The sequence below is a fragment of the Enterococcus avium ATCC 14025 genome, from assembly GCF_000406965.1.
Lineage (GTDB): Bacteria > Bacillota > Bacilli > Lactobacillales > Enterococcaceae > Enterococcus_A > Enterococcus_A avium.
The window spans coordinates 1,050,305-1,077,132 of record NZ_KE136357.1; the positions used below are offsets into that span (position 1 = coordinate 1,050,305).

Genomic DNA, 26,828 nt, shown 5'->3' on the forward strand with positions numbered 1-26,828 from the left:
ATTCTATTTTGTAGATAAATTAATACGAATCGTGCTATTATAGAGTGAAAAGGAGTGTGTCTATGTTTGCTCAACAATTGAAGGATTTAAGAAAAAAAACACCTGGTTTGACTCAGACTGATATGGCAAAAAAATTGGGAATTGCGAAAACGACCTACGCTTCTTATGAACAAGGAAAACGAACACCTGATATTGAAACACAAAATAAAATTGCGGACTTCTTTAACGTTTCGCTGGACTACTTGCATGGCCGAGAATCGAAGAACTCTTTTTCAGCAAAACAAATGACTGTCGCAGCTCATATTGACGATGAAGTGACCGAGGAACAGATGGAAGATATTTTGAATTACATCGATTTTATTAAGCATAAGCACGTGAAGAAGGATTGAGCAGATGGATAAAGCAGAAAAACTTATGGCCAGTTTTCAGGGAATCAACTATATTTTCGATCCTTCCATGCCAGATGGACAAAAAGGATTGTATATTGACAAGCATGTCTACTTAAATCCTCGTCAAACCTCCGAAGAGCTGACAGATACGGTTGCCGAAGAAATTGCCCATTATTTAACTAGCTCAGGCGATCTAATAAGTCAGGATACGACTGAGCAGCGAAAACAAGAACAACGAGCAAGGGATATTGGCGCTACCTTGGTCGTCACTCCAGAAGATATTATTGCTTGCTACAAAGAGCGTTTTTCAAACGTATGGGAATGTGCGGAGTTTTTAGGAGTAAATAAGGAGTCCTTTGAGCATGCGGTCAAAGTCTATGCAAGAATGTATGAAAAGGGGTTATCCTATCAAAATTACCGCATCCTTTTTCGAGCAAATGGTACGATTGGAGTATTTGAATTTTTTGAATAAAAAATAAACGATCCTAGGCTAGGGTCGTTTATTTGAGCGATTTCAATTAACTATCTTCATGTCAGTAATCGTAATTAGTTCAAGGAAAAATCATTCATTTTTAAAAATCTGTTTTCGGATCAACTAAGCTATCGTAACTAATTACTGTTGTGAAATCATTCAGATCCTCTGTTTCGCTTTTTATGATTTGAACAATTGCCGAGTTATTCAACTTATTTTTTACAATGCCTCGTTGTGTTTCTTTTTTATATTCGAAAAATACCTCTTGGCCTACCGAGAAGCGCTCCCCTAAAAAAGAGGGATTTGGAGATTTAAATCCATAAGTGCTTGCCATGTGAACATCCTCCTTCAAATATTAAAAAAAGAAGATCGTTTCCGATCTTCTTAGTCATCCGTAATTAAACAAATTTTAGTCTTTTACAATGTTTGAAGCTTGTAAGCCGCGTTGGCCTTCTTCAACATCAAAAGTCACTGCTTGGCCTTCATCCAAAGATTTAAAACCTTCACCTTGAATAGCTGAGAAATGAGCAAACACATCGTTGCCATCTTCACCAGTGATAAAACCAAAACCTTTTTCTGCATTAAACCATTTTACTGTACCTTTATTCATGTAAAGTACCTCCAATTACACATCAAATGTGTTTATTTGTAATAAAAAATGACGTGTAATAAAAAAGTATCTTAATAAATATAGATAACCAACTAGTCACATATCAAAGTATTACTTAGTTACCTTACCACGTATGGAGAGTAAAAGCAAACTTAATATGAACATTTACCAACTATAACATCTAAAATATTAAGTTTTCAGTTTTTTTCTTAATAGATCTGGACATGAGGTTATTTATCTTGACTTATTAAGATAAGCCTAACGCATTCAATTTCTATTTAAATAAATTTAGAAATAGCAGAAAACACGAACAATAACTTTTGAAGCTAAACAGTCATCTAAAATAAAAAATATTAAACGTATTTCGTTCTACATTCTTTCTTATTGTCTTATTTTTCCAATATTGTGCATTACACGAGAAAATATACTAAGTTAATCTATAGCGCCTGAACCACAATTTCTACCACATCTCCAATATCCTTTCCTATCTCCTTGCGAATATCTTTTCGAATTCCTAAAATATAGCAAATACTACCATCCTCATTTTTTACCCCCATATTCACAATACTTCCATCATAGTCAACACCATCAAACGTCGCACGTACCTTGACACGGCCTTTACCAAATTCTTCCCGAACATCATAGGGAAAGATTACGTAAGCACCGCCTTTTCCTACTTCTGATGCATAGATTTTAGAATCAAACTTGTATTCCTTCATTTCTAAACTCCTCTTTCTTAGGTTTTGAAAATTTCTATTATAAACTTCTAAAATATAAAAAAGTCCGGCAAACACTGCTGAGATTGGCGTCAAATCAGTGTTTGTCAGACATAATAGTTTAATTGGCGGGAATGTGTAGGAATCGAACCTACCCAAGAAGCTCCTAACTCCTCATACTGGTTTTGAAGACCAGAGGGAACACCAGAACCCATCCACTCCCGAAACAAAATAATCATACCACTCCTTCAAGTTGGAATCAATAACAAAATGAAAAGAAAAAAAGAAAGAATTCACCTTATCTTAAATGCTTCTTTCTTTTTAAAAATTACTAAATTATTGGATTCAAAGTAGGATGATCTTTTCCTCAAAATCTTATTGATCGACGGAAAATTCACTTATTTCTTTATTTAAGAAATAAGAAATCATCGTTCGGATCAGCACGATCATCGCTAACTTGATAATATCCTGAAAGGTGGGATTGATGATTGATTCAATAATGTCTGCAACAATCAAAAATTCCAGGCTCAGCAAAATATAACTGCCTAAATAGGCTTTAATACACTTGTTTTTGTGCAGCACAGAAGAATAATCCTGCTCACTTCTCGATTGGATTAATTTAACAAAGGAAAAAATTGCCCCATATAAAATGATAAAAATCGAGATGGCATCCAGTGCCAAAACGATGGGATGAAAAATAAGCTGAAGTATCTGTTCAAAATTTTCCATAATAATCCTGCCCTTTAAACTTTATATCTTTATTTTAATCTGAAATAGATCACGAAGCAATCGGATTTTCTGTTGAATAATTTAGACTTTCTTAGCTCTATTTAAGTAGCGCGTAAGTTTCGCTGCTTATGGTAAGGACATTATTGATTCGAAAGGATGATTCTTATGATGAACTCGTTAAAGAAAAATACGGCAAACCTTTTGAAAGATACGTTTTATGACTTAACGGTGTTGCTTATTTCCCATTTGCTTTATCAAATTATCACTCAGTTAATGAACTAAATGGCGGGAATGTGTAGGAATTGAACCACCTAATACAATCCTTCTTTTTCCGAATAAACGGTGTTCCAGAAGTAGCTTCTTCGGAAATAAGCCGAAATTTCACAAAAATTTGAGAAACAATTTTCGGAAATTTCTTCTTATTTCTTGAAGCTGACCACTTCTGTCACAACCTCTACGTGTACTATTGAATTGGCGGATACAATGCAGCTGTTGTCTTGTTGCCATTTTTTGAAAAAAGACTGGTTGATTGATTGCCTTTTTCCTTTTCGATTGCCGTATTTTTCTTATCAAGATCATGATAATCGTATTTCTGCGGATCAATTGGTGTGAAGCCTTCTGGCGTGTAAAAACGTAAGAGATTTTCTTGGTTCAGCTTATCAGATAGACTCAATGCTTGTTTGACCTGTTTTTGTTCCTTATCAATCTCTGATGCGATACCTAAAGCTTTCACATCAACCTTTTCACCCATTTTATTCTCGTAGGTCTCGCCCCCTAATTCGGTATAATTTGGTGTAATAAAGTCGCCGTTACGGAAGGCAACTGTTTGATCATGTTTTGGTGAAAATAGGTCTGTACCGAATTGAATATATTTCTGACTATCGATGCCCATTAAGTGTAACAATGTAGGTAAGACATCAATCTCACCACCATATTGATGTTGAAGCCCACCATTTGTATAGCCAGGAATATGGAACATCAATGGTACACGCTGCATTTGAGCGTCATCGAATTTGTCCCAAGTCGTTGGATCTTTTCCTAATGCTTTGGCCAAATCTTTGTTGTTGCTGTCGGAGATACCGAAATGGTCCCCATAAATCATAAAGATCGAGTTTTGATAAACACCGGAAGCTTTAAGATAATCAAAAAATTGACGCAGCGATTCATCCAAATAATGCGCGGTTCGGACATAATCATCCACCGTGCTATTGCCTGTTTTTAAGGCAGGAAAATTAAAATTCTTATCGTCAGTCAAATAAGGGGTATGATTGGTTACCGTCAAGAATTTCGTATAGAATGGTTGCTGCAAATGCTCTAAATGACCAACCGTTTCCTTCAACATATCCTTATCTAAAATTCCGTAGCCTAAGTTTTCATCAGCTTGGTTAAAGTAAGAGCGATCAAAGAAGTTTTGATAGCCGAGATTCTTGTATACGTGATCGCGATTCCAGAAGCTGCCGACATTTCCGTGGAAAACAGCGCTTGTATAGCCCGCTTCCTGATTCAAAATTGCCGGAGCGGCTTGGAATGTATTGTCAGATCCTAATTGAGTAAATAAAGAGCCTTGAGACAATCCGAAGGTGCCTGTTTCCAGCATATTTTCTGCATCGCTGGTTTTCCCTTGACCGACCTCATGGAAGAAATTGTCGAAGGCTAATGTTTGCTTATTGTCATTTTCTAAACTATTCAAAAATGGTGTTACCTCTTGTCCGTCAACCTTCATATTGATCAAAAATTGCTGAAAACTTTCCAAGTGGATCACGATAATATTTTTGCCTTTTGCGATACCGTATTTACTTGGATCGGGCGCTGCATAATGACTCTTCGTATATTTTAGAATGTCTGTTAACCCATTACTTGAAGCGTGAGCCCGCACGCTGTTGGTCTGCTCAGTCTTGATCCCATCATAAACAGTAAAGGCATCCAGGCCTAAATATTTAACGATATAAGAACGGTCAAAGGTTCGCTGCAGCAATTGTGGGCGATTGGCCTCGCTTAAGGATAAATTGATTGAGAAGGTCAATGCTGCTAGACAGCTAACTGCCACTGCAAATGTTTTTTTGATCGGCTTGCTGGCAATTTCTTTGTGTTCAGCAAAGAGATAGATCAGAATGCCTAAAAATATAATTACGTCCAGCCAATAAAAAATATCATGCACCTTCATTAAGGCAAAGGAGCTGCCTGAAATTCCTTGTGAAACTTTAGAAAAACCAAGAATTGATTTGATCGTAACAAAATCAGTAAATTCACGATAAAAAATCACATTCAAGTATAAGATCAAGGTATTTAACAGATCCATTAAAAACAACACGATCAAGGCTGGCTTAAATTTTTTTACGTAAAGGAAAACGCCAAACAACAGCAAGGTTGTAGCAATTGGATTGATCCACAAAATGAAGGTCTGAATGGACCCTTCCACCCCTAATGAAAAATCTACATAATAGGCTAAAATTGTTTTTGCCCAAAATAGCAGACTAACTGTCAGTAGGATCAGCCAACGATTGCTAAACGCTTTTTTTACCCGGTTCATCCGGATCACTTCTTTCTCTATTAAATTGTCCGTTTCTACTATAGAGCAGAATATAAAAAAATGCATATTTATTTGTATTGAAGGCTCAATCTTATTTTTTGGCTTAAATAGCGGTTTTTCCTTTAAAATTTAAGGAAAGACCCGCGAATTTTATCGCTTTTTCAGGTCAAGTGAAAATTTCCTAAGACATAAAATTTTCACATTCTTAATAATTATCCATAAAATAACAAAAACACCTTCCAGCGACTAACTGAAAGGTGTTTTTTTAGGCTTCGCGTTTCATGACAATCCCTGTATATATCCATATAGTTAATACATAATAGATAAAGTATAAAACAAAGAAGATCAAAAATGGCAGCCAAATGTTGCTGTAAGGTTCAGACAAAAGTGTAGTGAATAACTGCAGTCCAAACAAGACATGCGTGACTCCTAACAAGCCTGGAACCAAAAATAAGATACCGATCTCTTTGCGAATTGATTGCTTCAACAACTGACGGCGTGCACCGATTTTTTCCAGCATGCTGTAGCGTTGGATATCACTTTTTGCACCAGATAAAATTTTAAACATCAAACAGCTGGCTAACATGGTTAGAAAGGCAATTCCCAAGAAGAAGCCCATAAATTCAAAGCCTGAGAACAGCGCATTGTATAGCTCATAAACCAGAGCCTTTTGATTCATGCCTGCTGAATTTTTATCCAACGTCGGATTTTTATGAAAATTTTCTTCGGCTAAATTTTTCAAAGCATCCTTATCTTTGGCAAAATCAGCCACTGTAATCAACCGTATCTCCGTTGTGTTACCAGGTAATGCTGAGAATGCTTCACTAGATAAAAATTGATGCTTCTTCGCACTTTGCTCTGGTAATTCCAACGATCTTAATTGATCCGAGGCTGACAAATCGTTTGCCAACTGTTCTCCCGTATAGCGCACTTCTTTCGTTTGACGGCTAGCCGTAAACTCCTTGACCTTCAAAGGGGCTTGATCAAATTGTGAACGATCATAATAAACGGTCTCATTATCCTCTTTTTGTTGATAAACAGCATCAGAAGTTGGTGTGATTTTATCAAGCTCAGTTTCACTAAAGCTTTGTCCATTGTTTAATACTAAGTCATAAGCAGAAGTTGCTTCAGTCATTTTCATGATTTCATTATGGAAGCCTAATCCAACAGTAATGGCACCGAGAGCTAGAGCAAAAAGCATCGCCACCATCGATAGAATTCGCGTATAATCTTGAATCCGGAAGCTTAATTGCGACAACGTAAAATTATTCAGCTTCTTTAAAGCGATGCTATCACGTCGTTTCAGTAAATCCAGTACGAAAATCAAAATTGAATGAAAAACAAAATACGTACCTAAAATAATGGTAATCAAGGCAATAATCAAGGCCAGAAAAGCTAGCTTCATTAATTGCGTCATCATGAAGTAGCCGATTCCTAGGAAAATGATTCCTGCCAGAACCTCCAATACTAACGTAAAAAGCTTACGATTAGCAGGTAGAGGCGTTTCACTAGCTTTTAGCAAATTCAAGATTGGCTTTTTCACAATCGTCATGGCATTTACGAATGCTGCCAATAAGAAAATCACGGTGAAAAAAATCAATGTAAATAGCACGGCTGAAGAATTTACAGCGGTGAAATGAGTGATTTTAATGTCTAATTGTTTGACCAATAATTGCTGCACAACACCGCTTAATCCAATACCAAGCAAAGTGCCGACAACAGTCGCGCCAACACCTACCACAAAAGTTTCAATAAAAATCAACTGTGCGATTTTACGGCCTTTTGCTCCTAACATCATAAACATCGCGTAATCCTTTTGACGCATCGTCATCAGAAAGGAGTTGGCGTATAAAATGTAGACGAAGGTAATAATTGAAAGTAGGACGGTTCCTAAATGAAAGATCATTACTACCGATGAGATCATTGAATTACTTTCCAAAAAGGTCTTATTCGTTGCTAGACCCTCAAACATATAAAAGATTCCTGAGGCTACTACAAGTCCTGAAAATAAGACCACATAGTCACGCAAGCGTCCTTTGATTCCAGCAAGTGATAATTTTAAAAGCATCGAATGACCTCCTACTGTTCCAGATTACCGAGAATGCTTAAAATTTGACGATAAAAAGCTTCCCGAGTTTGGTTTTCTCTTTTTACTTCTTGATAGATCACGCCGTCTTTAATGAACAAGATCCGTTGACAATAACTAGCAGAAAACGGATCATGTGTTACCAATAAAATCGATACTTGATCCCTTTGATTCAATTCCTCCATCGTGTCTAACAGATCCCTTGCACTGTTAGAATCCAACGCACCTGTTGGTTCATCTCCCAAAAGAATAGTTGGCTGGGTAATCAAGGCGCGCGCCGCAGCAACCCGTTGCTTTTGACCACCAGAGATTTGGGCCGGGTAGCTATTTAAAATACCATCGATTGATAAACGTTTTGCCACTTCAGCAACTCGCCGATGGATGACTTTGCTCTTAGCCCCTTGTAAGGATAATGGAACTGCGATATTTTCTGCTGCTGTTAAATTTTCCAACAAATTGAAATCTTGGAAAATAAAACCAATCTCGCGACTACGGAAATCGGCTAATTGATTGCCCGATAATTTGGTTACATCCGCCTGATTAATCTGAATTTTGCCGTCAGTTGGTTTATCCAATGTTGCTAATAAATTTAATAAGGTTGATTTACCAGAACCAGATGCTCCCATGATTCCGACGAATTCACCCTTTTCTACTTCAAATGAAATACCTTTCAAGGCCTGAGTTTTTTTCTGATTGCCTTTTCCGTAGGTTTTCTTTACCTCATTTACTGATACGATTTTTTCCATACTTCCACTCCTCGTAATTAAACTAAGAGGGTCATTTTTGATGACCCGTCTTCTTCCTCAATACAACAGTCAAGGTTAAATTAAACACCTAATTTATCCGCTGCTTTTTTAGGTAGATCTTTTTGTTGGACCTCTTCATAGGAAGTCACTCCTTTTTTCTTGTTCCAGGTAACTTTAAGAAACGCTTCCCGACGCAGCGGACGGTCTTTATTTGCATTAAAATCTAACTCTTTTTTGTTTCCATCCTTGTCATAGCCTGGCAACGAGTATTTGTAATCAACGTAATTATTGCCGCTGTCATCTTTTTCTTCCACTCGTTGACCATCTGTTGTGACCTGAACGAAATACTCATCTCCACCTTTGACGACTTTATCTGCTATTTGTAAGCCTACAAAGGCGATAACAATTAAACTAACTAAACCGATTAAAAATTTTTTCATAACTGATTGCTCCTTTTTGATTTCTAGAGCAACTATACAAAAATTCTGAAAATCCAACCATTGAAACCTACTAAAAACACCTAACATTTTTGTCATTTTGAAGATTTTTCGCCGACAAAAAGCTACCCTCAACTTTTTTGATACCAGCTTTTCATCCCAACTAACCAAATTTTGTTCCCTTTATTGATGGTCAGCGTCAAATCTTTAAAAACAGGTATTATACTAAACTTTTTCGTAATATTATTTACTTGAATCAGCATTTTATTATTTTGAAATTCCAAAAAAAGAATTTTACCGCATGATCATGCTTTTTCTTTAAATTCAGATACCTTAGACAGACTTCTCCCTTAAACACTGATTTAAAGTTACATGAATGACAAAAATGAACATAAAAAATAAGCTAGCCTCAACACTGTTTCCGTTGATTCTAGCTCACTTTAAGATTTCCAGACTAAGCACCTTAGTCTTAGACGCCGTTCATGCTCATTTTACGGCGAAGCGTTTCATCTGCGGCAGCTTAATAAACCAAGCTACTAACAGACAAGAAACAATTTTATCCACTAGATTACCCGTCACTGCGCCCCAATAGGTTGCAGAAATCATTTCCTTACCAGACGCTCGCAATGCCATGATGACGACATCCGTTCCTGAACCGGTAAAACCGCCAAACAGGGCCAATCGAATTGGTGCGCCAATCATTGGACAAATAAAGGCTAACAAAAGACCTGCGATTACTGCTTTTCCAAAACCAAAACCATTTTTCGCTAATAAGGCGACGATAATCGCGACAGCCACATTCACTAATGCGAAAGGAATCGCCGTCACTCCGCCGATCAGCCCCATCAATAAGTTGGTGGTCACACCGGTTAAGATTCCATAGCCCATTCCAAAATTGGCCGCGATAAAAATCGTCCCCATCGTATCTAAGAACAATAATGGAATCCGCAGCATCGACACTGCTTCTCCTAACACCACATTTAATCCTACCGCGATGGCACACATCGCGATCACTTTTGCTTTACTATTCATTGTCTAGTCCTTTCTCTAAAAAACGTTGCAACTGTTCATCAAAATCCCCTTGATCCTCTTCACTGTAAGACGTAGGCACCTCCAAATAATTCGTACCGATTTTGGCCTGCCGACATTCTGCGAAAAACTCTTCCATTAAGACACCTCGTTGCCCGCTGATGGAACAATTCGGGCTTTCATGGATGCCGATTATTCCTAGATACTGATAGCCTTCTGCTTGATACGCTTGAATCTGCTGAATGATCGGCTGCAGCATTGTCTGGCATTGATGACGATAATCAGGCAAATCACGGTATTCTTCATAAGTCATCGGCGGACGATCTCCGCCTAAGACGATAAACTCAGGACACGGCAGCTGTATCAGCGCAATCCCACTGCGCAACAACTCGACCGCAAAAGGGAAGGCTCCTCGTGCTCTTTCCCACCCGTGAATCACAGCATTTTGATTCAAAACACAATGAGACACAGCTACTAATTGCTTCTGTGGTTCTATAATCCTATCTCCTTTCTTTTTAGTTAAAAATCTCCTGCAAGCTTTCCTGAATTGCTGCGAATTCTTCTATCGCAATCGTTCGTACGTCCAAGAAATTGCAATCATCCTTGATCCGGCTAATGATTGGTGTAGCAGCTAATCGCAGTTTTTCTTGCAGCGTATCCGCAGAGAATTTACTACTGCTTAAAGCAACAGCATAGGTCGGCAATAAGTGCTCTGGGTAAGAACCGCCACCGATTTTGCTACTGTCCTTTTCGATCTTTACACTTAGCTCAGTGATTGATTGCAGCATCGCTGCTAGTTCAGCTGCTTTACATAAGCAGTCCTCTTCACTTTGTCCGATCATTTGTAAGGTTGGCACGGATTTTAAAGCTTCTTTTTCATCAAGATATAAAGACAGCGTTGCTTCCAGTGCACTTAAAGTCATTTTATCGATACGCAAAGCTCGCAATAATTGATTTTTCTTCATTTTGTCAATGTATTCCTTTTTCCCAACAATGATACCCGCCTGTGGACCGCCTAATAGCTTGTCTCCGCTGAAGGTTACAATGTCACAGCCTTGATCTAGGACCTCTTTCACTGTGGGTTCGTAAGGCAAGCCAAACGGTCGCATATCCATCAGTAACCCGCTGCCTAGATCATTAATCAATGGTAAGTTCTTGGCATGGGCCAGCTCTGCTAGATCATTTAACACCGGTGTTTCGGTAAATCCGACGATGCGATAATTACTGGTGTGTACCTTTAGAATCGCACCCGTTTCTTCGGTTAAGGCTTTTTCGTAGTCGGCTAAATGCGTCTTGTTGGTCGTACCCACCTCCACGATCGTGCCACCGCTTGACGTAATTACATCAGGAATGCGGAATGCTCCGCCAATTTCCACCAATTCGCCTCGTGAAACTAACACTTCTTTTTCTTGTGTCAAGGTACTTAAAACGAGTAGTACGGCTGCTGCATTATTATTTACTACCAGAACATCTTCGGCTCCTGTGAGCTTCTTCACGATTGATACTAGGTGACTATAACGCGACCCGCGCTTGCCACTTTCTAAGTCAAATTCTAGATTTGAGTAATGAAAGCTGGTTGCTAGGAGCTGTTCTTGTGTTTTTTCGCTTAATGAAGAACGCCCTAAATTCGTATGGATTACAGTTCCGGTCCCATTAATTACGCGTCGTAGTGAAAATTGTTTTTCTTCGAGCTGCTTGTGAATCAGTTCTACGACCTCTTTTTGGTCAATCACGGTTTTTCTAGTCCCGTCAACTACTGCTTCTCGAAAACTTGCTAAAACCTGCTGCGTAGCTTCTTTGGCTTTTCCATGAGGATAATTTGAATCAATCTGCTTCAATAGAACATCTACGGAAGGCAAACTTGCTAAAATATTCTGAATCTCTTTTGACATAGGCCACCTGCTTTCTTAGCGTAACGCCAGATTTTGTAATGCTGCTAAGACTGTATCAACCTCAGCCTTAGTGGTAAAACTCGAAAACGACAAACGCACCGTCCCACGATCCGCGGTACCCAATGCTTCGTGCATTAAGGGCGCACAATGATACCCCGGTCTGGTCGCAATTTCAAACTCTTCCCATAATAAATCACTGACGATTGCCGATTCCGCATCTTTGATATTAATCGAAAAAACATCCACTCGCGGACCGCTGAAATCACCGTAAATCGTCAGACCATCAATTTTTTTGAGCTCATGATAAAAATAATCACCCAATGTTGCTTTTTCTTCTTTTTCTTTTACCCATTGAACACTAGCGGCCAAACCCGCTAAGCCAGGGATATTCAAGGTTCCAGCTTCTAATAGAGTGGGGAGTTCTTTCGGCTGAACCTTTGAAAAAGACTGCATCCCGTCGCCGCCCGTGAGCACTGGCTCCAAAGGCAGATCCTTTAGCAGACAAACGCCGCCAGTCCCCTGTGGACCATAAAGTGATTTATGTCCCGTAAAACAAGCGGCGGCGATTTTCCCATCACTGAGATCAATTGGAACTACTCCGGCAGTTTGCGAAACATCAATAATCAAATAAAGCTTGTGCTCTACGCAAAACGTCTTGACCCATTCTAGATCCAGTAGATTCCCTGTAACATTACTCGCATGATTGCAAATCACAGCCTTCGTTTCTGGACGAAGCTTTTCGGCAAATTCTTGATAGTTAAGACGACCAGTTAATGCTTCGCTAGAAACCACATCAAAGCTGGCACCTGCGGCTTCTAACTGATACAGCGGTCGTAAAACAGAATTATGCTCCCAAGCAGTCGTGATTACATGATCTCCCGCCTGAATCAAGCCCTTCAAAACTTCATTCAGAGCGACCGTCGCATTATTTGTAAAAGCGACCTCATACCGTTTATCTGCTTTGAATAGCTCCTTCAGCTGATTACGGGCTTTTTCCGCCACACGATAACCCGCTAGAGAGTACCCGTGAGCACCGCGAGAGGGATTGCCATATTCACCTGTTAAAATCGTCGTCATCGCTTCTGCCACGACAGCCGGTTTTTGAGCAGTCGTAGCGGCATTATCCAAATAAATGCTCATTTATTTTCCCTTCTCTCCTAGCACACGATAGTTCTCCACACGTTTTGTAATTCCCTGCTTGTCCATATATTCAAGAATCAGCATGGAAGACTTACGACTGGAATCTGTCAAATCGCGAAAATCTCCTAGCGTCATTTGCCCGTGTTCTGCGATATATTTTTGAATCAATCCCACTGATTGATCAAAAACCTTCCCTAACAATACAAACTCATGGGTTAAGAAGACCGCCGTATCGCCGTTTAAGGCTTCCAAGACTTCCTCTGCATTTTTATCTAAGTCGAATAATTCTTCTTTTTTAACAGGTGTATAGCCATTTTTAGCAAGTGTCTGTTCGATTTTTTCTTTCGCGGCCTGCTGATATTTGTTGAAGCTTACTTCGAAATCGGCTAAAGCAATTTTATCATTGGCTTCCTTGACAAGATCCACTTTCATCAACAGGATCAGCGCGGAGATTTCCTTCTCCGCTAAAACACCCCGCATCCGCGAACGAAATTCTTCTAACGGCATCCCATAGCGCAACCGATATTGCTTATGATAGGCTGACAGGATTTCGGTTGCCTGCTCCACCAATTTTTGATAGCTAGTCTGAGCTAGATAGCCGACCTTGGTTTCAATTACACGACCTGCTGTTAACATCTCCGTTAAAATCGGCTGCAGCTCTTCTTTACCCACACCTAAGTATTCTAATAATTCTTTTTCTTTCGTAAACGGCTGCTTTTTATTAATCATGAAATCTGCGATTAGTTCATCTAAGCTGCCCTCTTCTTTAGCCTTTAAGCTTTCCAGAATTTCAACTTTGAAACGGCGATGCTTATGTGGTGCCGCATCTAAAACCTCACCCCCAGCAATGGTATGCATTGGAGAATAGGTTCGTAAAATGAAGCGATCCCGCTCTTTTACTGCTACCTGCTCTTCCAGCCGCAGTTGCAGGAATCCGTCTTCTCCCGGACCAATCCAGTCAACACCTAATGGGACTGTTCGTGCCATTACTTCCCGCGTACCAACTAGCAAGCGGACCCGATCCCATAAGCCGATCCCGCCCTCTACTTCAGGCAGGCAGGTAACTTTTACATCCAGCATCCAGGTGTCCTCCAGCTTCTCTGAAACAGACAAGACATCGCCTCGTTGGATTTCATCAGTTGCGATATTCGCTAAATTCAAAGCTGTTCGTTGCCCCGGCTGAGCGCTTTTCACATCTGTCTCATGAACCTGAATGTTTCTTACTCGCGTTTTTTTCTGGCTTGGATAAAGGTACAGATCATCCCCAGCATTGATGGAGCCATCTAATAAGGTCCCTGTAACAACCGTCCCAAAACCTTTTACGCTAAAGACCCGATCCACATTCAATCGCGCGGAGCCGCTAGCTGTACGTTCTTGTGCTTCTTCTGAGTGCTCTTGAATTTTGGCCAGCAGTTCTTTGATTCCTGTACCAGTCACCGCATCTGTCTCGATTAAATCCGCTTCAGCTAACGGCGTATCTGCTAATTGTTCACGGATATCGTCCACGACCAACTCCTTCAAATCAGGATCAACAGTATCCACTTTGGTCAACACGATCAAGTAATCACGAATCCCTAATAACGTTAAAATATCAATGTGTTCCTTCGTTTGCGGCATGATTCCTTCCGCCGCATCAATCACCAGCAGAACCAGATTAATACCCGGCAAACCAGCGACCATGTTTTTAATAAATTTTTCGTGCCCCGGCACATCTACGATCCCGACTCGCTTCTTATTCGGCAAATCCAAATAAGCAAATCCCAAGTTGATCGACATCCCGCGCTTTTTTTCTTCACTGGTGGTATCCGTTTCGATACCCGTCAGCGCTTTAATCAACGTGGTTTTTCCATGGTCGATATGCCCAGCCGTTCCTATCACAATATTTGCCATCTGCTTATCCTTTCTGAACCAATATATAGTTTGTCTTCAGGCCTTCTTGGGCTGCATGATAAAAGCCCTCTGAGGCAATCTCTGCCGCTGTAAGCAAAGACATTAATGCCTCCTCTTCTTTCAACGGATATTTCAAAGAAAAGCCGCAACTAGCATGAATCTTTTCCGGTGTGGGAATGATTCGAACGGCAAGTTGGGCTTCCTTCGCGATTTCCTCAGCTTTCATGGCCTCCCGGGTTGAATAAAACAACGCAACACCGTACGTCTGCATAAAAACTGCTCCTCTTTTCATAATACTGTAATCAATAAGCTACAGCTTCAAGCCATATTCCTCTAATGATGCTCTGCACCCTCTATGGTTTAACGATTCTCGGTGCTTGGCGCATCATTTCCACGATGCGATACATATTGGTCACTTCGCCAACTGCTGCGGTCAACTCGTAAAAATTCAAACAAGCTCCGCAGGCGTAAATTTCCACACCTTGTTCTGCTAAGCCTTTCAAATCCTCCAGCGAATCAGAACCTTCTATCACAGAATGCACACCGCCATTATAAAAAATGACTTTTCCCGGCAATACATCTTGTTCGGTCAATGAATAGATAAAGCCCTTCAACAGATTTTTACCTAATTCATCTGAGCCGCGTCCCATGATATTCGTATCTACGACCACGATATAATCGTCCGTTGTAACCATTGATTCAGCTGCTTGAGGTGCTTCTTCAGTCAGAGCCGCATTTCCTTTTGAAATAACCACAGTATAATGATTCGGCGCATCCTGATCCATTTGATAGATATAGCCAAGTTGCTCCGCCATTTTTTTCAAATTTTGCGTAGCGATCTCATTATCCACCAGTGTTTGCACAACTTCATGCTCCCGCAGTGCTTTTTTTGTTTCGATGACTGGTAACGGGCAAGCTTTGCCTAACGCATCAATTTTAAACATTTCTTCCACTCCGATCCTCAATTGACTTTCGTCTTCTTGCGATTAATAAACGATCAATTCCTTCTCTTGCTTCTCGATGACAACACCAAAATCTTGTGCCGGAATATCGGCAGCTTGTAATTCCTGTACTAGCGTGTCCGCTTGATCTGCAGGAACGCTGACTAATAATCCCCCAGAAGTTTGTGGATCAAACAACAATTCTTCAATCCCAAAATCATCAAGCTGAAAATCCATCTTCTGTTCCATGTAATTTCGATTACGTTGACCGCCAGCAGTTAAAATAAATTCTTTCGCGCCTTGATACGCCTCTTCAAAATACGGCAAATCTTTCGAATGAATTTTCGCGCTAAAACGTTCGTTCATCATTTCATGTAGATGTCCAGCCAAGCCGAAGCCGGTCACATCGGTACAGCTGTTGATCGGGTACTTGCGAATAATATCCATCGCATACTTGTTCAATGTCTCCATGCTCGTGGTAGCTTTCACAAACGCTTCTTCACTGATTTCTTCAGCACTGTAGCCTACCGTGATGATGCTGACGCCCAATGGCTTCGTCAAAATCAGGTGATCGCCTAGCTGACAGGTATTGTTTTGATAAATTTTATTCGGATCAATCGTCCCTGTTACAGACAAGCCGTATTTCACCGACTGGTCATGAATCGAGTGGCCGCCAGCCAAGATTGCTCCAGCTTCTTGCACCTTTTCAGCGCCGCCTCGTAAGATTTCTTTTAATATATTCAAGTCCTTTTCTTCTGGGAAAGCGACAATATTAAGAGCGGACAAAACCTCGCCACCCATTGCATACACATCGCTTAGCGCATTTGCTGCAGCGATTTTACCAAAAAGATAAGGATCAGTCACCATCGTTGGGAAAAAATCTAACGTTTGAATAATTGCTAAGTCATCACGCAGTTTAATAACAGCGGCATCATCTGTCGAGTCAAATCCTACCAGTAAATTTTCATTGGTCGCTTTTGGTAAATCCGCCAGTAGCTCCCCTAAATTCCCCGGTCCGATTTTCGCATTGCAGCCACCGCAGACAATCAATTGTTGAGCTGTCTCCATGCTTTCCACCATCCTTCACGTTCTCTATTATAACAGTTTACTTTTTGTTTCTCTACGTATATTTCCATCCAATTTATAACGATTTTAATCTCTCATAAAAACGTTTTTAATTTCTGTGATGATTTCTTATTTGAGGATGAGAACAGCATTAAAAAATGCGTTTCCTAAACAAAATAGGAAACGCATTTATGCTCATTTAAGCGGATGATTTTAGCTCTTTATTGATGCAAATACCTCAGAGAAGCTCAATTTACCAGCAACCTTAACTTTAATATTAACGGCCTGCTTAGGCAGATAGGCCAAAGGAATGACTTCGACAAAAATTGTTTTCAAAGTATCAACGGACGCGCCTGAATCAATCGCTTCTTTTCGAGCAGTGTCGATCGCCAGACTCACTGCCTCCTCTTGCGTTTGATTTTCTAATGAATAGACCGAATTTACTTCACCTGAGACTTCCCCTAAAGCGGCTCCGATCGCATTAGCAGCATCATAATTTTCTGGAACAATTACTTCTGACACCCCGTTCATTTCTTTGGGCAGAATGATGCTGCCTCCACCAACTAAAATAACAGGAACCTCTTTGCGATCTGTCTTCATTTGATCAATCGCATCTTCAATCAGTTCTCGTATTTTTTCCTTTGTTTGATTCACTAGATTCACCTCTAAATCAGGTGAAATAGCTCCATCTACCGGATGATTCTTTTGATTAGCGATCGCGATATCTGTCGTGCACAAGACATCGCCACCAAAAGATAAACTTTCTTCCAAAATTCGATAGCCTAAGCTTTCTGGTCCGACTCTAAGTTCGTTTTCCACATGTACAATCGTTCCGCCACCTAATCCAATCGATAGAACATCTGGCATCCGGAAATTTGTTCTGATTCCACCAATCACAGTTGCTAGTGACGATTCGCGGGGAAATCCCTTTTTCAAAACCCCAATATCTGTTGTCGTTCCGCCGACATCGACAACTAACGCATTCTCCAAGTTGCTTAAATGCGCGGCTCCACGAATGGAATTGGTTGGACCGCAGCCGATCGTTAATACAGGATAACGCAAAGCTTTTTCTAAATTCATTAATGTACCATCATTTTGGCAAATAAAAACCTCAGCAGTCAGGTTATTATTACTTAACGCTTGCTTCAATCCACGAATCATTTGCTGAATCGTTTGTGTTAAGGCAGCATTTAAAATACTAGCATTTTCTCTTTCCAATAGTCCAATAGAACCAATCTCGCTAGATAAGGTTACCGGAACTGCTAACTCTTCTTCTACAATAGCGGCAACCTGTTTTTCCTGCTCTCTGTTGACTGGTGAGAACACACCAACTACTGCTACGGCTTCTACTTTGCCTTTCATATGTTGACAAACTTCACGAATCTCCGTGTCATTAACTTCAGCAATTTTATTTCCATTGTATTCATAGCCGCCTGAGACAATAGCTGTCTGCGCGTTCATTTTTTCGGCAAGATCCTCCGGCCAGCCAACCATGGGAGCAACCGCAGTGGTGGCTGGTTTGGCTAAACGAATGATTCCCACCTTGCTCATTTCTTTTCTCTGAACAATCGCATTCGTACAATGAGTAGTCCCTAACATGACCACACTGATTTTATCCGTTGGGATACGCGTTTCTGCTAAAATTTTTTGAATCGCCGCATCAATTCCTAGACTAACATTCTCCATCGTAGGGCTTTTGATTTTTCCGATACAGTTTAAATTCTCATCTAAAATCGCGCAATCCGTATTCGTTCCGCCAACATCAATCCCTAATCTATACATATCGCTTCTTCTCCCATCAGTTCTTCCACCGGTCTGTACTCTATTTCGTATCCAAAATAGTTCGGTCCGGCTACTTCTATGCCTTTTTTTGTTCGCCATTTAGCGTCACACGGTAAGGCAATCACATGAATACGCGCACCATAGCGCAAGGTTTCTGTCGTAATCGGACGGCCGGTCTCATAATCCAATGCACAAATCAAATCAGGGGTCGAAGCAAGAACTTTTCCGTCTTTTTTGGCTAGCAACAATTCATTTTGAAAAAGAACCTCTAACTCCTCACCTTTATTCTTACCGATACCGGCACACGTCGCACTGCCGCGTGTAAAGCCGCCTTCCACATTCCGTTCAATATTCTTGATCTTCCCTTCAAACAAGGAATACCCCTTCAACGTAGATAATAGACGCTTAACTGGAGCTGTAGTCTCTTTCGAATCGGTTAATTCTTCACCAATTTTTTTAGCTAAGCTCAAAGTTCCGCGAATCCCACATTCTTTCACGACTTTTCCAGGAAAAACATTATCCACCATATTGGCGCTGCCACCCATCACATCGGTAATCGCACGAGCAATTTTTTCAGACCATTCTCCATCTTTTGGATAATAGATGATTCGATTTCCCTGGCTATCAGCCATCGCCACAATCTCAGGCTGATAACCCTTTAAGAAAAAGGTAACCATTTGTGATTCTGGAAAAGCCCGACCCATGGCATCAGCATCCACGATCGGCAATCCCATTTTTGCAGCGCAGGCAATCGGCAGCAAGGAGTTTCCGCCGCCAATTTCAATCGGCATAATCGCTTGTGTTCTTTCAGGAAAAGTTTCCTTTAATACTTCGGCAGGAGCATAGAGTTCTTCTTCTGAAGCAATTTTCTCGTTCGAAACAGAAGGTGCACCAATCGATCCAACAGGCATAACTAGAGCATCATCATCCAAGTCTTCTACTTTTAAAACCCTCACTGGACCATATTTTTGAAGCGCCTGCAGCGCCATCAATCGACCGACAAACGGATCTCCGCCGCCACCGGTTCCCAGCAACGTTGCACCGATTGAAATATTTTCTAAATCTTCTACCGTAATCCATTCCATGAGTTATTTCCGTCCTTTAGTCAATTTTGTCACAATAAAATAGCAAAGCCCCGCCACTAAAATACCGTCTAAAGCTGAAACATTCGTTAGCGTAAACAAGCCAAAGCCGGCTGGCGGCTGACTAGTCATAAAGGCAACTGTACTGCCGACTACCCAAGAAAAAATAGAAATCGGATAATAGTCCTGCAGCTTTTCTTCGTAAGAGAAATCATACTTCTCTTTGTATAAGAAATAGTCAATCATGTATATCCCAGCAATTGGTGAGACTAAAACCGTCACGATCGATAGAAAGTTTTCAAACATGCCATAAATCCCAAACATCGCCATTAAAATACCCAATGTACCGCAAACAATGGTAATTAGTTTAGGATTAATATTTTTAAACACTATCGAAAAGTCCAAAGAAGCGGAATAAAGATTGTTTGTGTTCGTCGTCCATTGTGCAAGTGTTAAAACTAAAATAGATGGAATACCTAGACCTAAAGTAAAGAAAACTGCCGTAAGATCAGCCGTATTCATCACCTTGACTAAAATCAGGGAAATGATAATCATAAAACTATTCCCGATAGTAAACCCTACAAAGCCAGCAATCATTGCCTGCTTTGGATTTTGTGCCCAACGTGCAACATCCGGTGCCATAACAACTCCCACCATATACACACCAATAACAAGAGAAACCGCTAAGCCAAAAGAGAGGTTGGAGCCTTGAGGTGCACTAGCCAAGCCAGATGTCCCATTCCGATTTAAGGACATGAGGGTTGCAACGATGATTAATACAGCTAATAATGGAACAGAATAAGTACATAACTTCTCAATCGCCTGATAGCCCCAGAAGGCCGAGAGCATCATTAAACTCCCGCCAATCAATGACAACAGCCATGAAGGTGTGTTAGCACCCGTCAATTGATTAATCGCCGCACCAATATTTTCAGCAAAGAACCCAATCTGCACACCAAACCAGCCCAAAGAAGAAATCCCCATGATTGCCCCCATCAATGAAGCACCCTTCTTTCCAAAAGAGATTCTGGAAATCATTCCCGTTGATAGTCCAGCCTTCGCGCCAATGTAGGTCGCACCAATTGCCAATATTCCTAGAATAACCGATCCAATAATCACTGCATAGATAGCCGTCCAAAACGCCATCCCCTGCGATAATGCAACCCCCATAAACATTCCAGACAAGTCAATCCCGATAGCAATCCACACCATACTAATGGATAACCAGCGCTTTCTGTCCTTTTCTGGTACACGTTCTCTTTCATAATTTCCCGAATTTGTTTCCACTGTTTCTTCCATTTAACACCCTCATTTCTGAATATTCTGACAAATAAATATTTTATCATTATAGCTAAATGAGAATTCTCTGACTATGTTAATCTGACAAAATAGAAGAAGCCGTCTTGTCAATATTGACAAAAGCGGCTTTCCATCAGTCTTTATCCGAGTATTTTCGATAATAAATTAGATTTTTAATCAACAAATAACGCGAAGCTGTATGTGAAAAAGACATTCCTAAGCGTTCTTGTGCTCGTTTCAATCGATACTTAATCGTATTATTATGCAAAAAAAGTTGTCTCGCTGTATCATTAATATTCTCATCGCAATCTAAAAAGAAAACTGCTAACGACTCGATGAAATCCTCCTCTAAATACGACTCTAAAAAAATCGATTCCGTCTCCTGCGTCACATCTTTCAACAGATATAGCTCTTCTGGATAAAAACATCTTTTCTTCGGAAAAACCTTTTTACTGTCTTCGATCTGATCCAGAATAAATGACATCTGTTTAAAAACAGATGGTAAACCTAAAAACTCTCTACCAATATAAAAATAGTCTGTCTTAACATCATATAACGGAAAAATTGCCGTAGCTGTCAGGTCCAAAGAATTACTAATCAACCACTCCAGATCCTTTTCCTGATAATAAATCCTTTTCATTTTATAAGCAGTTCTGCCTCTTTTAGGTGTTCCATTTTGTATACAATACAATTTTAAAGGCTGATTCACGTCAATTCCTTCTTTTTGAGCTAAGAGCATAGCTGTATGAAAATCCTCTGTTTGACAGGCAGAGAAAAACTGTTGGCCAGTATTCAGCAGCTGTCCCTCGCCAAAATACTTAATCATTTTTTCGACGACTGTCCTTATTCCATCTATTTGCTTGTCTGCCAAGGGTTCTCTTCTAAAAATTGCTAAGTAATAATGGTGCTCCAAGGAAGACAGCGATAACTGAATATCCGTTTGAAAATAATAATTTTGATTTACCTCTACAGGAGTATTTTTTTTAGCTTCCTTCTCCCTTTTATTAGCAATGACCTCTCTTAAATTATGATCAAGACTTCGCGGCCACGCCTTTGATAACAAAACCTCGTCTTCCTGACTTTTAATGAACAAGCTGCACTTGAACTTGTCTGATAAAATACTTAATCCTGTTTCAATCTGATTCGGTGCAGGCAACTGTCGAATCGTCTCAAGCAAAACCTCTTGTTGAGGATCTAAATCCGCTTCCTCTTTGCTGATATAAGACAAAGCTTCAGAAATTACCTCGCTATATCTCAGATCCATTCGATTGATCGGCATTAAAATCAAAACCATTTCCAATTCGTTCATCTTAGCAATTACTTTTTCTGAAACTTCGGGCATGATCAGACCAACATAGTATAAGATAATCCCTAACTGGCTGTGTTGATGAAGGATCGAGATAATCTCAAGCTGCTTATCAACATCATGAGCGATTTGAGCAAAAGAAGTAAGAACCAGTTCGTTTCCGGAGTATTCCCCTTTAATCGGCATTCCGCCATACAGTTTTGGTTCAGAAACCTCCAAAACAGAAATCGTAGTGACCAAACGCTGTCTTTGAGATGCACCAGCGATTATCTTTGCTCCCTTCATGGAAGACAATCTCAATATATCCTGAACGTTCAACGATATTCCCCCTTCACGAAAGCGTTTGAATCATTCTATCAAAAAATGAAAATAATATCATTTAGTTCTTAATTTTTTATTAGAATAAACCGATTAAAATTTTCTTTCGCGTCTAAAACTCCTTTGTATACCAAAAAAACTACCTACTCAAATCGAGCAGGTAGTTTTGACGATGAACTTTACTGTGCAGTCTGAGCTGCGTTCATACTCTTGCGAATATACATTACACCAGTAATAATGATAACTACGATAATAATATAAGTAAGCACATTTAAATCTAGTCCAGTTACGAATTTAGCAGCAACAATTACCCCAATAATCCCACCGACTGTAATCGCTAAACTTACTTTTCGTGCATAATCGCCTGTCTTAACGAAGTTCAAACTTGCAACCGGCATCAAGCCAGCACAAGAACCCATCATTACAGGGAAAGCAACTAGCGGGCTTAAACCTAACATATAAACCATCGCCATACATGGTGCATACAACCCAACACCGATCGTCATCAACGCGCCTAGGATAAAGTTGATTACCACACCAATCACTAATTTGATACCAGTCAAAGCAGTTGCCGTATTATCTGCTCCTAAAACATCAATCCAGCCTTGTTGACGAGCGAACATCAAAACAGCTGTGATGATCAATGCCCAGCCCATCCAAAGCTGAACTTTCTTTTCTGGTAAGCCTGTAACAAATTTTGATCCAATAAACGCACCAACTGTTGCTGAACCAACCAAAGCGAATAAAGTCACTGGTGATACGTCGACAACCGTTGTAAAGATAAATGCTTCTACCAACACGGGAATTCCGTGACCTACATTTAATGTACCTGGTAATAAACGGTCAGAACTCAACTGTTTGGTCATATTCAAAAGCAATGTCGTCGGCGCAAAACTTCCAATTCCCAATGTATCCAAAAAGTCAGTAACAAAACCAATAATCCCTGAGACGATCCAATTTCCTTTTCCAAGATCATCTTTGTGTTTTATACAGTCACGTCCCATGTTGACCGTGTGCAGCAACATCAAACCAACATATACAGCTAATAATACTGTTACCATATTACCCCTCCTTCATCTTTATCCTAAAAGGAAACCATCCTTCAAGGAATCTTTCGGATCAACTAAAAATGAGTTGTATCCAGTGACATAAGCAGAACCTGTTACTCGAGGAATGATGGCTTTGTATCCTCCAACTTCTGCTTCTTCAACAATTTCACCTTTAAATTTCGTGCATAAAATACTTTCATACACAAAAGTATCGCCAACTTTCATTTCGCCCTTGCCGTACAACGTCGCAAGCTTCGCACTTGTACCTGTTCCACAAGGAGAACGGTCAACTTGTCCATCACCGAAAACAACTACATTTTGATATGTTGCATCCGGGCTGGTTGGTGGTCCATAAAATTCAACAAGATCGACTGTTTTGATATGATCCAGTGTCGGGTGTTGAATCTCAATTTGTTCGTTTACAGCATCACGAATGATCATGCCTAAATCATTAAATTTAGAAGCATTTTCTGGCTTGATTTCTAAACCAACAGATGCTGCTGGTAAGATTGCAAAGAAACTTCCGCCAAAAGAAATATCCATGGCCAATTCACCAATTTCAGGAACATTGACCGTTACATTTTCTTTATAAAGGAATGATTCCACGTTTTCGAATGAAACTGATTCTGCTGAATAGTCTTCATCCAAATGAACTGTTCCGCGTACGATTCCTGCTGGTGTATCTTGAACAACTTTTACTTCACGTTCGCCTTCTTTAGCCTCTACCCAGCCTTGTTCAACTGCTGATGTCATCGCTGCAATCGTGTTGTGTCCGCACATGTTCAAATAGCCGCCAGAATCCATAAAGATAATTCCGTAGTCCGCTTCTTCATGAACGGGCTCAGTAATAAAGGCACCAAACATATCACGGTGTCCACGTGGTTCCAGCATCAACATTCTACGCAAGTCGTCTGCTTCCGTTTCTAAATAAGCTCTCTTGTCAGCCATTGTTTCACCTGGGAATTTTGGAATTCCGCCGATGATCAAACGTGCAGCTTCGCCTGCTGTATGTGTATCGATCGCTGAAATCATTTTTGATACTTTCATGATTATCCTCCCTTGTTACCTAATTTTAAAAATAAATAGGACTTTGATGATTCATACTCATAAAATTTTTCGCTAACGTATTTGTTGATTATCTTTTCGCATTTTTAATTTAATTGACGCAAGCGCTTTAACTGCATCTCGATGATTGATGGTATTTTCACCAACAACCTCCGTCTCGACTCCGGCTTCTGATTTATTAAAATCCAATACGTGATCCGTAAAGTCATTTTCCACCACAAATTTCGCTTGTGTACCAATGAACTTGAGTCCAATCACGCTAATATCTCGGCGCCCGATTTCCTCTAAGGTATTCGCAAAATCCACATCTGAGTTTCCCCAGCCATCTGTTGAAGCAATCACACCATTGGTGCGCATCCCTTCTAACCACGCAGCCGTTCGCTGCCCGACTAGATATTTCATTGCATTACTTTGCGGTGTTCCCACGACAACGACTCCTTGAAAGTCAATGTCTGGATCTTTACCAAGAAGATCGACGAGCGGATCTTGAAAATGATGCAGTGATGTTTCTTTGGTTGATGGGCCAATTCCCATAACGCCACCACCTATCCATTATTTACGTTAAACCATGGAACGAATCGCCCCATCGCGGTATTCATTTGCTGTTAGAAAGACCGGCATATTGTTCATATCAATGATCGAACAACCACCTTTAAAGCCACTAGGTTCATTCGGATAGAGCAACATATCATACATTGCTCCCTGACCAGCCACTTGCTTGACTAAAGCAACTTTGGGCTTACCAGGATTACTACGCTCTTCATAAACATGTACTTCACAGGCGTCTTTACCCTCCAGCATCTTCATTCTTTCGCGAATTTCTTGAACAAAATCGTCCACGATCGCAAACATTTTCAGACAAAGCTCACGATTAAAAGGAGTCCCCTTTTTCGCTAAGAGATCTACATGAATAATGTAGTCCTCCGCTTTAGGCGTCCCTGCTCGATCCAATACTAAATGATCACGCAAAACACCTTCAGAGGAGCCAAATTCATGCATTTGTTCTCCATCTTCAATAGCCCCAGTCATGACGACTGAAACTCCTGTAAGTGTATGCGTGATCCCTGTACCCAACGCACCCAACACCTTTGTGGAGATCGGAATGATATCCATAATGGTGTTGGTTTCAACTTCATGTTGTTGCGGTGGGAGCAATCGAATCGTCAGCTTCTGAATAGTGGCGTCCTCGCAGTCAAAGTCTTGCTTAATTTGTAAACGAGTTGGTTCAATACGGAAGTCGTTACCTGTAGTGACTTCTTCCATATGAAAAACTTTGATCTTTAAAGTTTCGCCTCGCATCATTCACACCTACTTTCAATGTAAACGGCGATTAATAAGTAGCGTCTTCTACGCAAGCTACGCTAAGTAGAACTAGCATTCAGAAATAAGTCGAAAATTCACAAAAATTTGAAAAGCACCAAGTAGGTACCAATCAACATCAGTTCCTACGTCACTGTGTTTCTTGGCAATTTTAGGAATTCCCGTCTTATTTCTCGACGCTAAACACTTATTAAATCAGCCTCTTGACTTAGACGTGGGCAATGTATTCATAAGGTAATGGAACAATTTTCCCTGGCGTTTCGATTGATACTAATGCTTCTAAAGTATCCTTCATGATACCTGTTTGCATTTCAATGTTGTGTGGTTCACCGGCATTGGCACCCATTGGTACACGCGGCGCAACGGCACGTGGAGTCCCGTTTTGGCGTACAACTGGTGGTAATGCGGCGATTAAAATAGTAGGAATTCCCGCTTCCTCAATAGCTCTCTGCACGATCACGGCAGTTCTATGACAGGTTCCTCAGCCAGCGGTTAAGACGACAGCGTCGACTTCTTCTTCTACTAATTTTTGAGCGATTTCTGGTCCAGTCACATCGTGGAATGCGTCTTGGTCTCCACCGCCGCCCATGAATGCGTAGTGAACAGGTGCAGATTCTTTGATAAAGCCTTCTGCAGCTAATTCATGTAAACGATCTAACGGGAACATCGAATTGATATCGCGGTTCGCATCGGCATTATCATAACCACCGTGAGAAACCATCAAATCCTCTACTTTTGAAGTATCTGGTACTTCGCGGTATGTTGTATCACCCGCTAAATTGAAACGTTTATCTGATTTTAAGTGTACGCCAGCTGCTGTTGCTAACGCCACGCGCATTTCTTTAAGCTCTTTTTTCACAGGGGTAAAGACAGATTTTGGCGTAATCGGCACAAAAATTTCTGACTGTAACCCTTCAAAGACTGTTAAGCCCATG

General features: G+C 40.4%; 28 protein-coding genes and 1 tRNA gene. 2 read left to right on the plus strand and 27 right to left on the minus strand.

Annotated features, from left to right (window positions below; genetic code table 11):
* Nucleotides 1-62 precede the first annotated feature (62 nt).
* The gene (locus tag OMU_RS04980; protein ID WP_016178876.1) at nt 63-389 is read left to right on the plus strand and encodes a helix-turn-helix domain-containing protein; all 327 of its coding nucleotides are present in this window, start codon (nt 63-65) and stop codon (nt 387-389) included.
* 4 nt (nt 390-393) lie between these two features.
* A complete protein-coding gene (locus OMU_RS04985; RefSeq protein WP_016178877.1) occupies nt 394-861 on the plus strand; it encodes an ImmA/IrrE family metallo-endopeptidase in 468 nt (155 codons plus the stop codon).
* A 100-nt stretch (nt 862-961) separates the two neighbouring features.
* Here OMU_RS04985 and OMU_RS04990 read toward each other — a convergent pair whose 3' ends face one another.
* The 27 genes from OMU_RS04990 to OMU_RS24140 form a co-directional block, all read right to left on the minus strand.
* Nucleotides 962-1,195 (minus strand): hypothetical protein, encoded by a 234-nt coding sequence (locus OMU_RS04990; RefSeq protein ID WP_016178878.1) that lies wholly within the window; start codon nt 1,193-1,195, stop codon nt 962-964.
* Between the two features lie 75 nt (nt 1,196-1,270).
* Nucleotides 1,271-1,471, minus strand: a complete 201-nt coding sequence (locus OMU_RS04995) for a cold-shock protein (protein ID WP_016178879.1) — start codon at nt 1,469-1,471, stop codon at nt 1,271-1,273.
* A gap of 437 nt (nt 1,472-1,908) precedes the next feature.
* The gene (locus OMU_RS05000) at nt 1,909-2,190 is read right to left on the minus strand and encodes a DUF1905 domain-containing protein (protein ID WP_016178880.1); all 282 of its coding nucleotides are present in this window, start codon (nt 2,188-2,190) and stop codon (nt 1,909-1,911) included.
* 123 nt (nt 2,191-2,313) lie between these two features.
* Nucleotides 2,314-2,410 (minus strand) — tRNA-Sec (locus OMU_RS23160).
* Between the two features lie 152 nt (nt 2,411-2,562).
* The gene (locus tag OMU_RS05005) at nt 2,563-2,916 is read right to left on the minus strand and encodes a DUF1622 domain-containing protein (RefSeq protein WP_016178881.1); all 354 of its coding nucleotides are present in this window, start codon (nt 2,914-2,916) and stop codon (nt 2,563-2,565) included.
* A 463-nt stretch (nt 2,917-3,379) separates the two neighbouring features.
* The gene (locus OMU_RS05010; protein WP_016178882.1) at nt 3,380-5,446 is read right to left on the minus strand and encodes an LTA synthase family protein; all 2,067 of its coding nucleotides are present in this window, start codon (nt 5,444-5,446) and stop codon (nt 3,380-3,382) included.
* A gap of 265 nt (nt 5,447-5,711) precedes the next feature.
* Complete coding sequence (locus tag OMU_RS05015; RefSeq protein ID WP_016178883.1) at nt 5,712-7,514, minus strand: FtsX-like permease family protein; 1,803 nt, start codon at nt 7,512-7,514, stop codon at nt 5,712-5,714.
* An 11-nt stretch (nt 7,515-7,525) separates the two neighbouring features.
* Complete coding sequence (locus tag OMU_RS05020; protein WP_016178884.1) at nt 7,526-8,278, minus strand: ABC transporter ATP-binding protein; 753 nt, start codon at nt 8,276-8,278, stop codon at nt 7,526-7,528.
* An 80-nt stretch (nt 8,279-8,358) separates the two neighbouring features.
* Nucleotides 8,359-8,718, minus strand: a complete 360-nt coding sequence (locus tag OMU_RS05025; RefSeq protein WP_016178885.1) for a YxeA family protein — start codon at nt 8,716-8,718, stop codon at nt 8,359-8,361.
* A 483-nt stretch (nt 8,719-9,201) separates the two neighbouring features.
* The gene (locus tag OMU_RS05030; protein WP_016178886.1) at nt 9,202-9,747 is read right to left on the minus strand and encodes a CD3073 family putative ECF transporter S component; all 546 of its coding nucleotides are present in this window, start codon (nt 9,745-9,747) and stop codon (nt 9,202-9,204) included.
* Nucleotides 9,740-10,243, minus strand: coding sequence for a CD3072 family TudS-related putative desulfidase (locus tag OMU_RS05035; RefSeq protein WP_333493918.1), 504 nt, complete (start codon nt 10,241-10,243; stop codon nt 9,740-9,742). The genes OMU_RS05030 and OMU_RS05035 overlap by 8 nt, the downstream gene beginning before the upstream one ends.
* A 16-nt stretch (nt 10,244-10,259) precedes the next feature.
* Entirely contained in the window at nt 10,260-11,636 is a 1,377-nt protein-coding gene (gene selA / locus OMU_RS05040) for an L-seryl-tRNA(Sec) selenium transferase (protein ID WP_016178888.1), read from the minus strand.
* A 15-nt stretch (nt 11,637-11,651) separates the two neighbouring features.
* The gene (locus OMU_RS05045) at nt 11,652-12,776 is read right to left on the minus strand and encodes an aminotransferase class V-fold PLP-dependent enzyme (RefSeq protein ID WP_016178889.1); all 1,125 of its coding nucleotides are present in this window, start codon (nt 12,774-12,776) and stop codon (nt 11,652-11,654) included.
* Nucleotides 12,777-14,666: a selenocysteine-specific translation elongation factor gene (selB, locus tag OMU_RS05050; RefSeq protein WP_016178890.1), complete on the minus strand. Its 1,890-nt coding sequence runs from the start codon at nt 14,664-14,666 to the stop codon at nt 12,777-12,779.
* Nucleotides 14,667-14,670: 4 nt separating this feature from the next.
* Complete coding sequence (locus tag OMU_RS05055) at nt 14,671-14,937, minus strand: putative Se/S carrier protein (protein WP_016178891.1); 267 nt, start codon at nt 14,935-14,937, stop codon at nt 14,671-14,673.
* Nucleotides 14,938-15,019: 82 nt separating this feature from the next.
* A complete protein-coding gene (gene yedF, locus OMU_RS05060) occupies nt 15,020-15,610 on the minus strand; it encodes a sulfurtransferase-like selenium metabolism protein YedF (protein WP_016178892.1) in 591 nt (196 codons plus the stop codon).
* 42 nt (nt 15,611-15,652) lie between these two features.
* Nucleotides 15,653-16,675 carry a selenide, water dikinase SelD gene (gene selD / locus OMU_RS05065; protein WP_016178893.1) on the minus strand — a complete coding sequence of 341 codons (1,023 nt, stop codon included), beginning with the start codon at nt 16,673-16,675 and terminating at the stop codon, nt 15,653-15,655.
* A 210-nt stretch (nt 16,676-16,885) separates the two neighbouring features.
* Nucleotides 16,886-18,454 carry a hydantoinase/oxoprolinase family protein gene (locus OMU_RS05070; RefSeq protein WP_016178894.1) on the minus strand — a complete coding sequence of 523 codons (1,569 nt, stop codon included), beginning with the start codon at nt 18,452-18,454 and terminating at the stop codon, nt 16,886-16,888.
* Nucleotides 18,442-19,539, minus strand: coding sequence for an S-methyl thiohydantoin desulfurase family protein (locus tag OMU_RS05075; protein ID WP_016178895.1), 1,098 nt, complete (start codon nt 19,537-19,539; stop codon nt 18,442-18,444). The genes OMU_RS05070 and OMU_RS05075 overlap by 13 nt, the downstream gene beginning before the upstream one ends.
* A gap of 3 nt (nt 19,540-19,542) precedes the next feature.
* A complete protein-coding gene (locus OMU_RS05080) occupies nt 19,543-20,835 on the minus strand; it encodes a cytosine permease (protein ID WP_016178896.1) in 1,293 nt (430 codons plus the stop codon).
* 133 nt (nt 20,836-20,968) lie between these two features.
* The gene (locus OMU_RS05085) at nt 20,969-22,459 is read right to left on the minus strand and encodes a PucR family transcriptional regulator (protein ID WP_071879931.1); all 1,491 of its coding nucleotides are present in this window, start codon (nt 22,457-22,459) and stop codon (nt 20,969-20,971) included.
* A 179-nt stretch (nt 22,460-22,638) separates the two neighbouring features.
* A complete protein-coding gene (locus OMU_RS05090; protein ID WP_016178898.1) occupies nt 22,639-23,520 on the minus strand; it encodes a sulfite exporter TauE/SafE family protein in 882 nt (293 codons plus the stop codon).
* An 18-nt stretch (nt 23,521-23,538) separates the two neighbouring features.
* Nucleotides 23,539-24,555 carry a proline racemase family protein gene (locus tag OMU_RS05095; protein ID WP_016178899.1) on the minus strand — a complete coding sequence of 339 codons (1,017 nt, stop codon included), beginning with the start codon at nt 24,553-24,555 and terminating at the stop codon, nt 23,539-23,541.
* A gap of 72 nt (nt 24,556-24,627) precedes the next feature.
* Complete coding sequence (locus tag OMU_RS05100) at nt 24,628-25,107, minus strand: glycine/sarcosine/betaine reductase component B subunit (protein ID WP_016178900.1); 480 nt, start codon at nt 25,105-25,107, stop codon at nt 24,628-24,630.
* Nucleotides 25,108-25,134: 27 nt separating this feature from the next.
* The gene (prdD, locus tag OMU_RS05105; protein WP_016178901.1) at nt 25,135-25,872 is read right to left on the minus strand and encodes a proline reductase cluster protein PrdD; all 738 of its coding nucleotides are present in this window, start codon (nt 25,870-25,872) and stop codon (nt 25,135-25,137) included.
* 229 nt (nt 25,873-26,101) lie between these two features.
* Nucleotides 26,102-26,347 carry a hypothetical protein gene (locus OMU_RS24135; protein ID WP_196805502.1) on the minus strand — a complete coding sequence of 82 codons (246 nt, stop codon included), beginning with the start codon at nt 26,345-26,347 and terminating at the stop codon, nt 26,102-26,104.
* A 27-nt stretch (nt 26,348-26,374) separates the two neighbouring features.
* Entirely contained in the window at nt 26,375-26,827 is a 453-nt protein-coding gene (locus OMU_RS24140) for a glycine/sarcosine/betaine reductase selenoprotein B family protein (protein ID WP_016178902.1), read from the minus strand.
* Nucleotide 26,828: the final 1 nt, after the last annotated feature.

Coding starts and splice junctions, on each gene's coding strand:
- OMU_RS05000 (WP_016178880.1), bottom strand. CDS start 2,190: ATGAAGGAATACAAGTTTGATTCTAAAATCTATGCATCAGAAGTAGGA.
- OMU_RS05045 (WP_016178889.1), bottom strand. CDS start 12,776: ATGAGCATTTATTTGGATAATGCCGCTACGACTGCTCAAAAACCGGCT.
- OMU_RS05075 (WP_016178895.1), bottom strand. CDS start 19,539: ATGGAATGGATTACGGTAGAAGATTTAGAAAATATTTCAATCGGTGCA.
- OMU_RS04990 (WP_016178878.1), bottom strand. CDS start 1,195: ATGGCAAGCACTTATGGATTTAAATCTCCAAATCCCTCTTTTTTAGGG.
- selA (WP_016178888.1), bottom strand. CDS start 11,636: ATGTCAAAAGAGATTCAGAATATTTTAGCAAGTTTGCCTTCCGTAGAT.
- selB (WP_016178890.1), bottom strand. CDS start 14,666: ATGGCAAATATTGTGATAGGAACGGCTGGGCATATCGACCATGGAAAA.
- prdD (WP_016178901.1), bottom strand. CDS start 25,872: ATGCGAGGCGAAACTTTAAAGATCAAAGTTTTTCATATGGAAGAAGTC.
- OMU_RS04995 (WP_016178879.1), bottom strand. CDS start 1,471: ATGAATAAAGGTACAGTAAAATGGTTTAATGCAGAAAAAGGTTTTGGT.
- OMU_RS04985 (WP_016178877.1), top strand. CDS start 394: ATGGATAAAGCAGAAAAACTTATGGCCAGTTTTCAGGGAATCAACTAT.
- OMU_RS05100 (WP_016178900.1), bottom strand. CDS start 25,107: ATGGGAATTGGCCCATCAACCAAAGAAACATCACTGCATCATTTTCAA.
- OMU_RS05080 (WP_016178896.1), bottom strand. CDS start 20,835: ATGGAAGAAACAGTGGAAACAAATTCGGGAAATTATGAAAGAGAACGT.
- OMU_RS05055 (WP_016178891.1), bottom strand. CDS start 14,937: ATGCAGACGTACGGTGTTGCGTTGTTTTATTCAACCCGGGAGGCCATG.
- selD (WP_016178893.1), bottom strand. CDS start 16,675: ATGGAGACAGCTCAACAATTGATTGTCTGCGGTGGCTGCAATGCGAAA.
- OMU_RS05030 (WP_016178886.1), bottom strand. CDS start 9,747: ATGAATAGTAAAGCAAAAGTGATCGCGATGTGTGCCATCGCGGTAGGA.
- OMU_RS05070 (WP_016178894.1), bottom strand. CDS start 18,454: ATGTATAGATTAGGGATTGATGTTGGCGGAACGAATACGGATTGCGCG.
- OMU_RS05015 (WP_016178883.1), bottom strand. CDS start 7,514: ATGCTTTTAAAATTATCACTTGCTGGAATCAAAGGACGCTTGCGTGAC.
- OMU_RS04980 (WP_016178876.1), top strand. CDS start 63: ATGTTTGCTCAACAATTGAAGGATTTAAGAAAAAAAACACCTGGTTTG.
- OMU_RS05020 (WP_016178884.1), bottom strand. CDS start 8,278: ATGGAAAAAATCGTATCAGTAAATGAGGTAAAGAAAACCTACGGAAAA.
- OMU_RS05010 (WP_016178882.1), bottom strand. CDS start 5,446: ATGAACCGGGTAAAAAAAGCGTTTAGCAATCGTTGGCTGATCCTACTG.
- OMU_RS05005 (WP_016178881.1), bottom strand. CDS start 2,916: ATGGAAAATTTTGAACAGATACTTCAGCTTATTTTTCATCCCATCGTT.
- yedF (WP_016178892.1), bottom strand. CDS start 15,610: ATGTTTAAAATTGATGCGTTAGGCAAAGCTTGCCCGTTACCAGTCATC.
- OMU_RS24140 (WP_016178902.1), bottom strand. CDS start 26,827: ATGGGCTTAACAGTCTTTGAAGGGTTACAGTCAGAAATTTTTGTGCCG.
- OMU_RS05090 (WP_016178898.1), bottom strand. CDS start 23,520: ATGGTAACAGTATTATTAGCTGTATATGTTGGTTTGATGTTGCTGCAC.
- OMU_RS05025 (WP_016178885.1), bottom strand. CDS start 8,718: ATGAAAAAATTTTTAATCGGTTTAGTTAGTTTAATTGTTATCGCCTTT.
- OMU_RS05095 (WP_016178899.1), bottom strand. CDS start 24,555: ATGAAAGTATCAAAAATGATTTCAGCGATCGATACACATACAGCAGGC.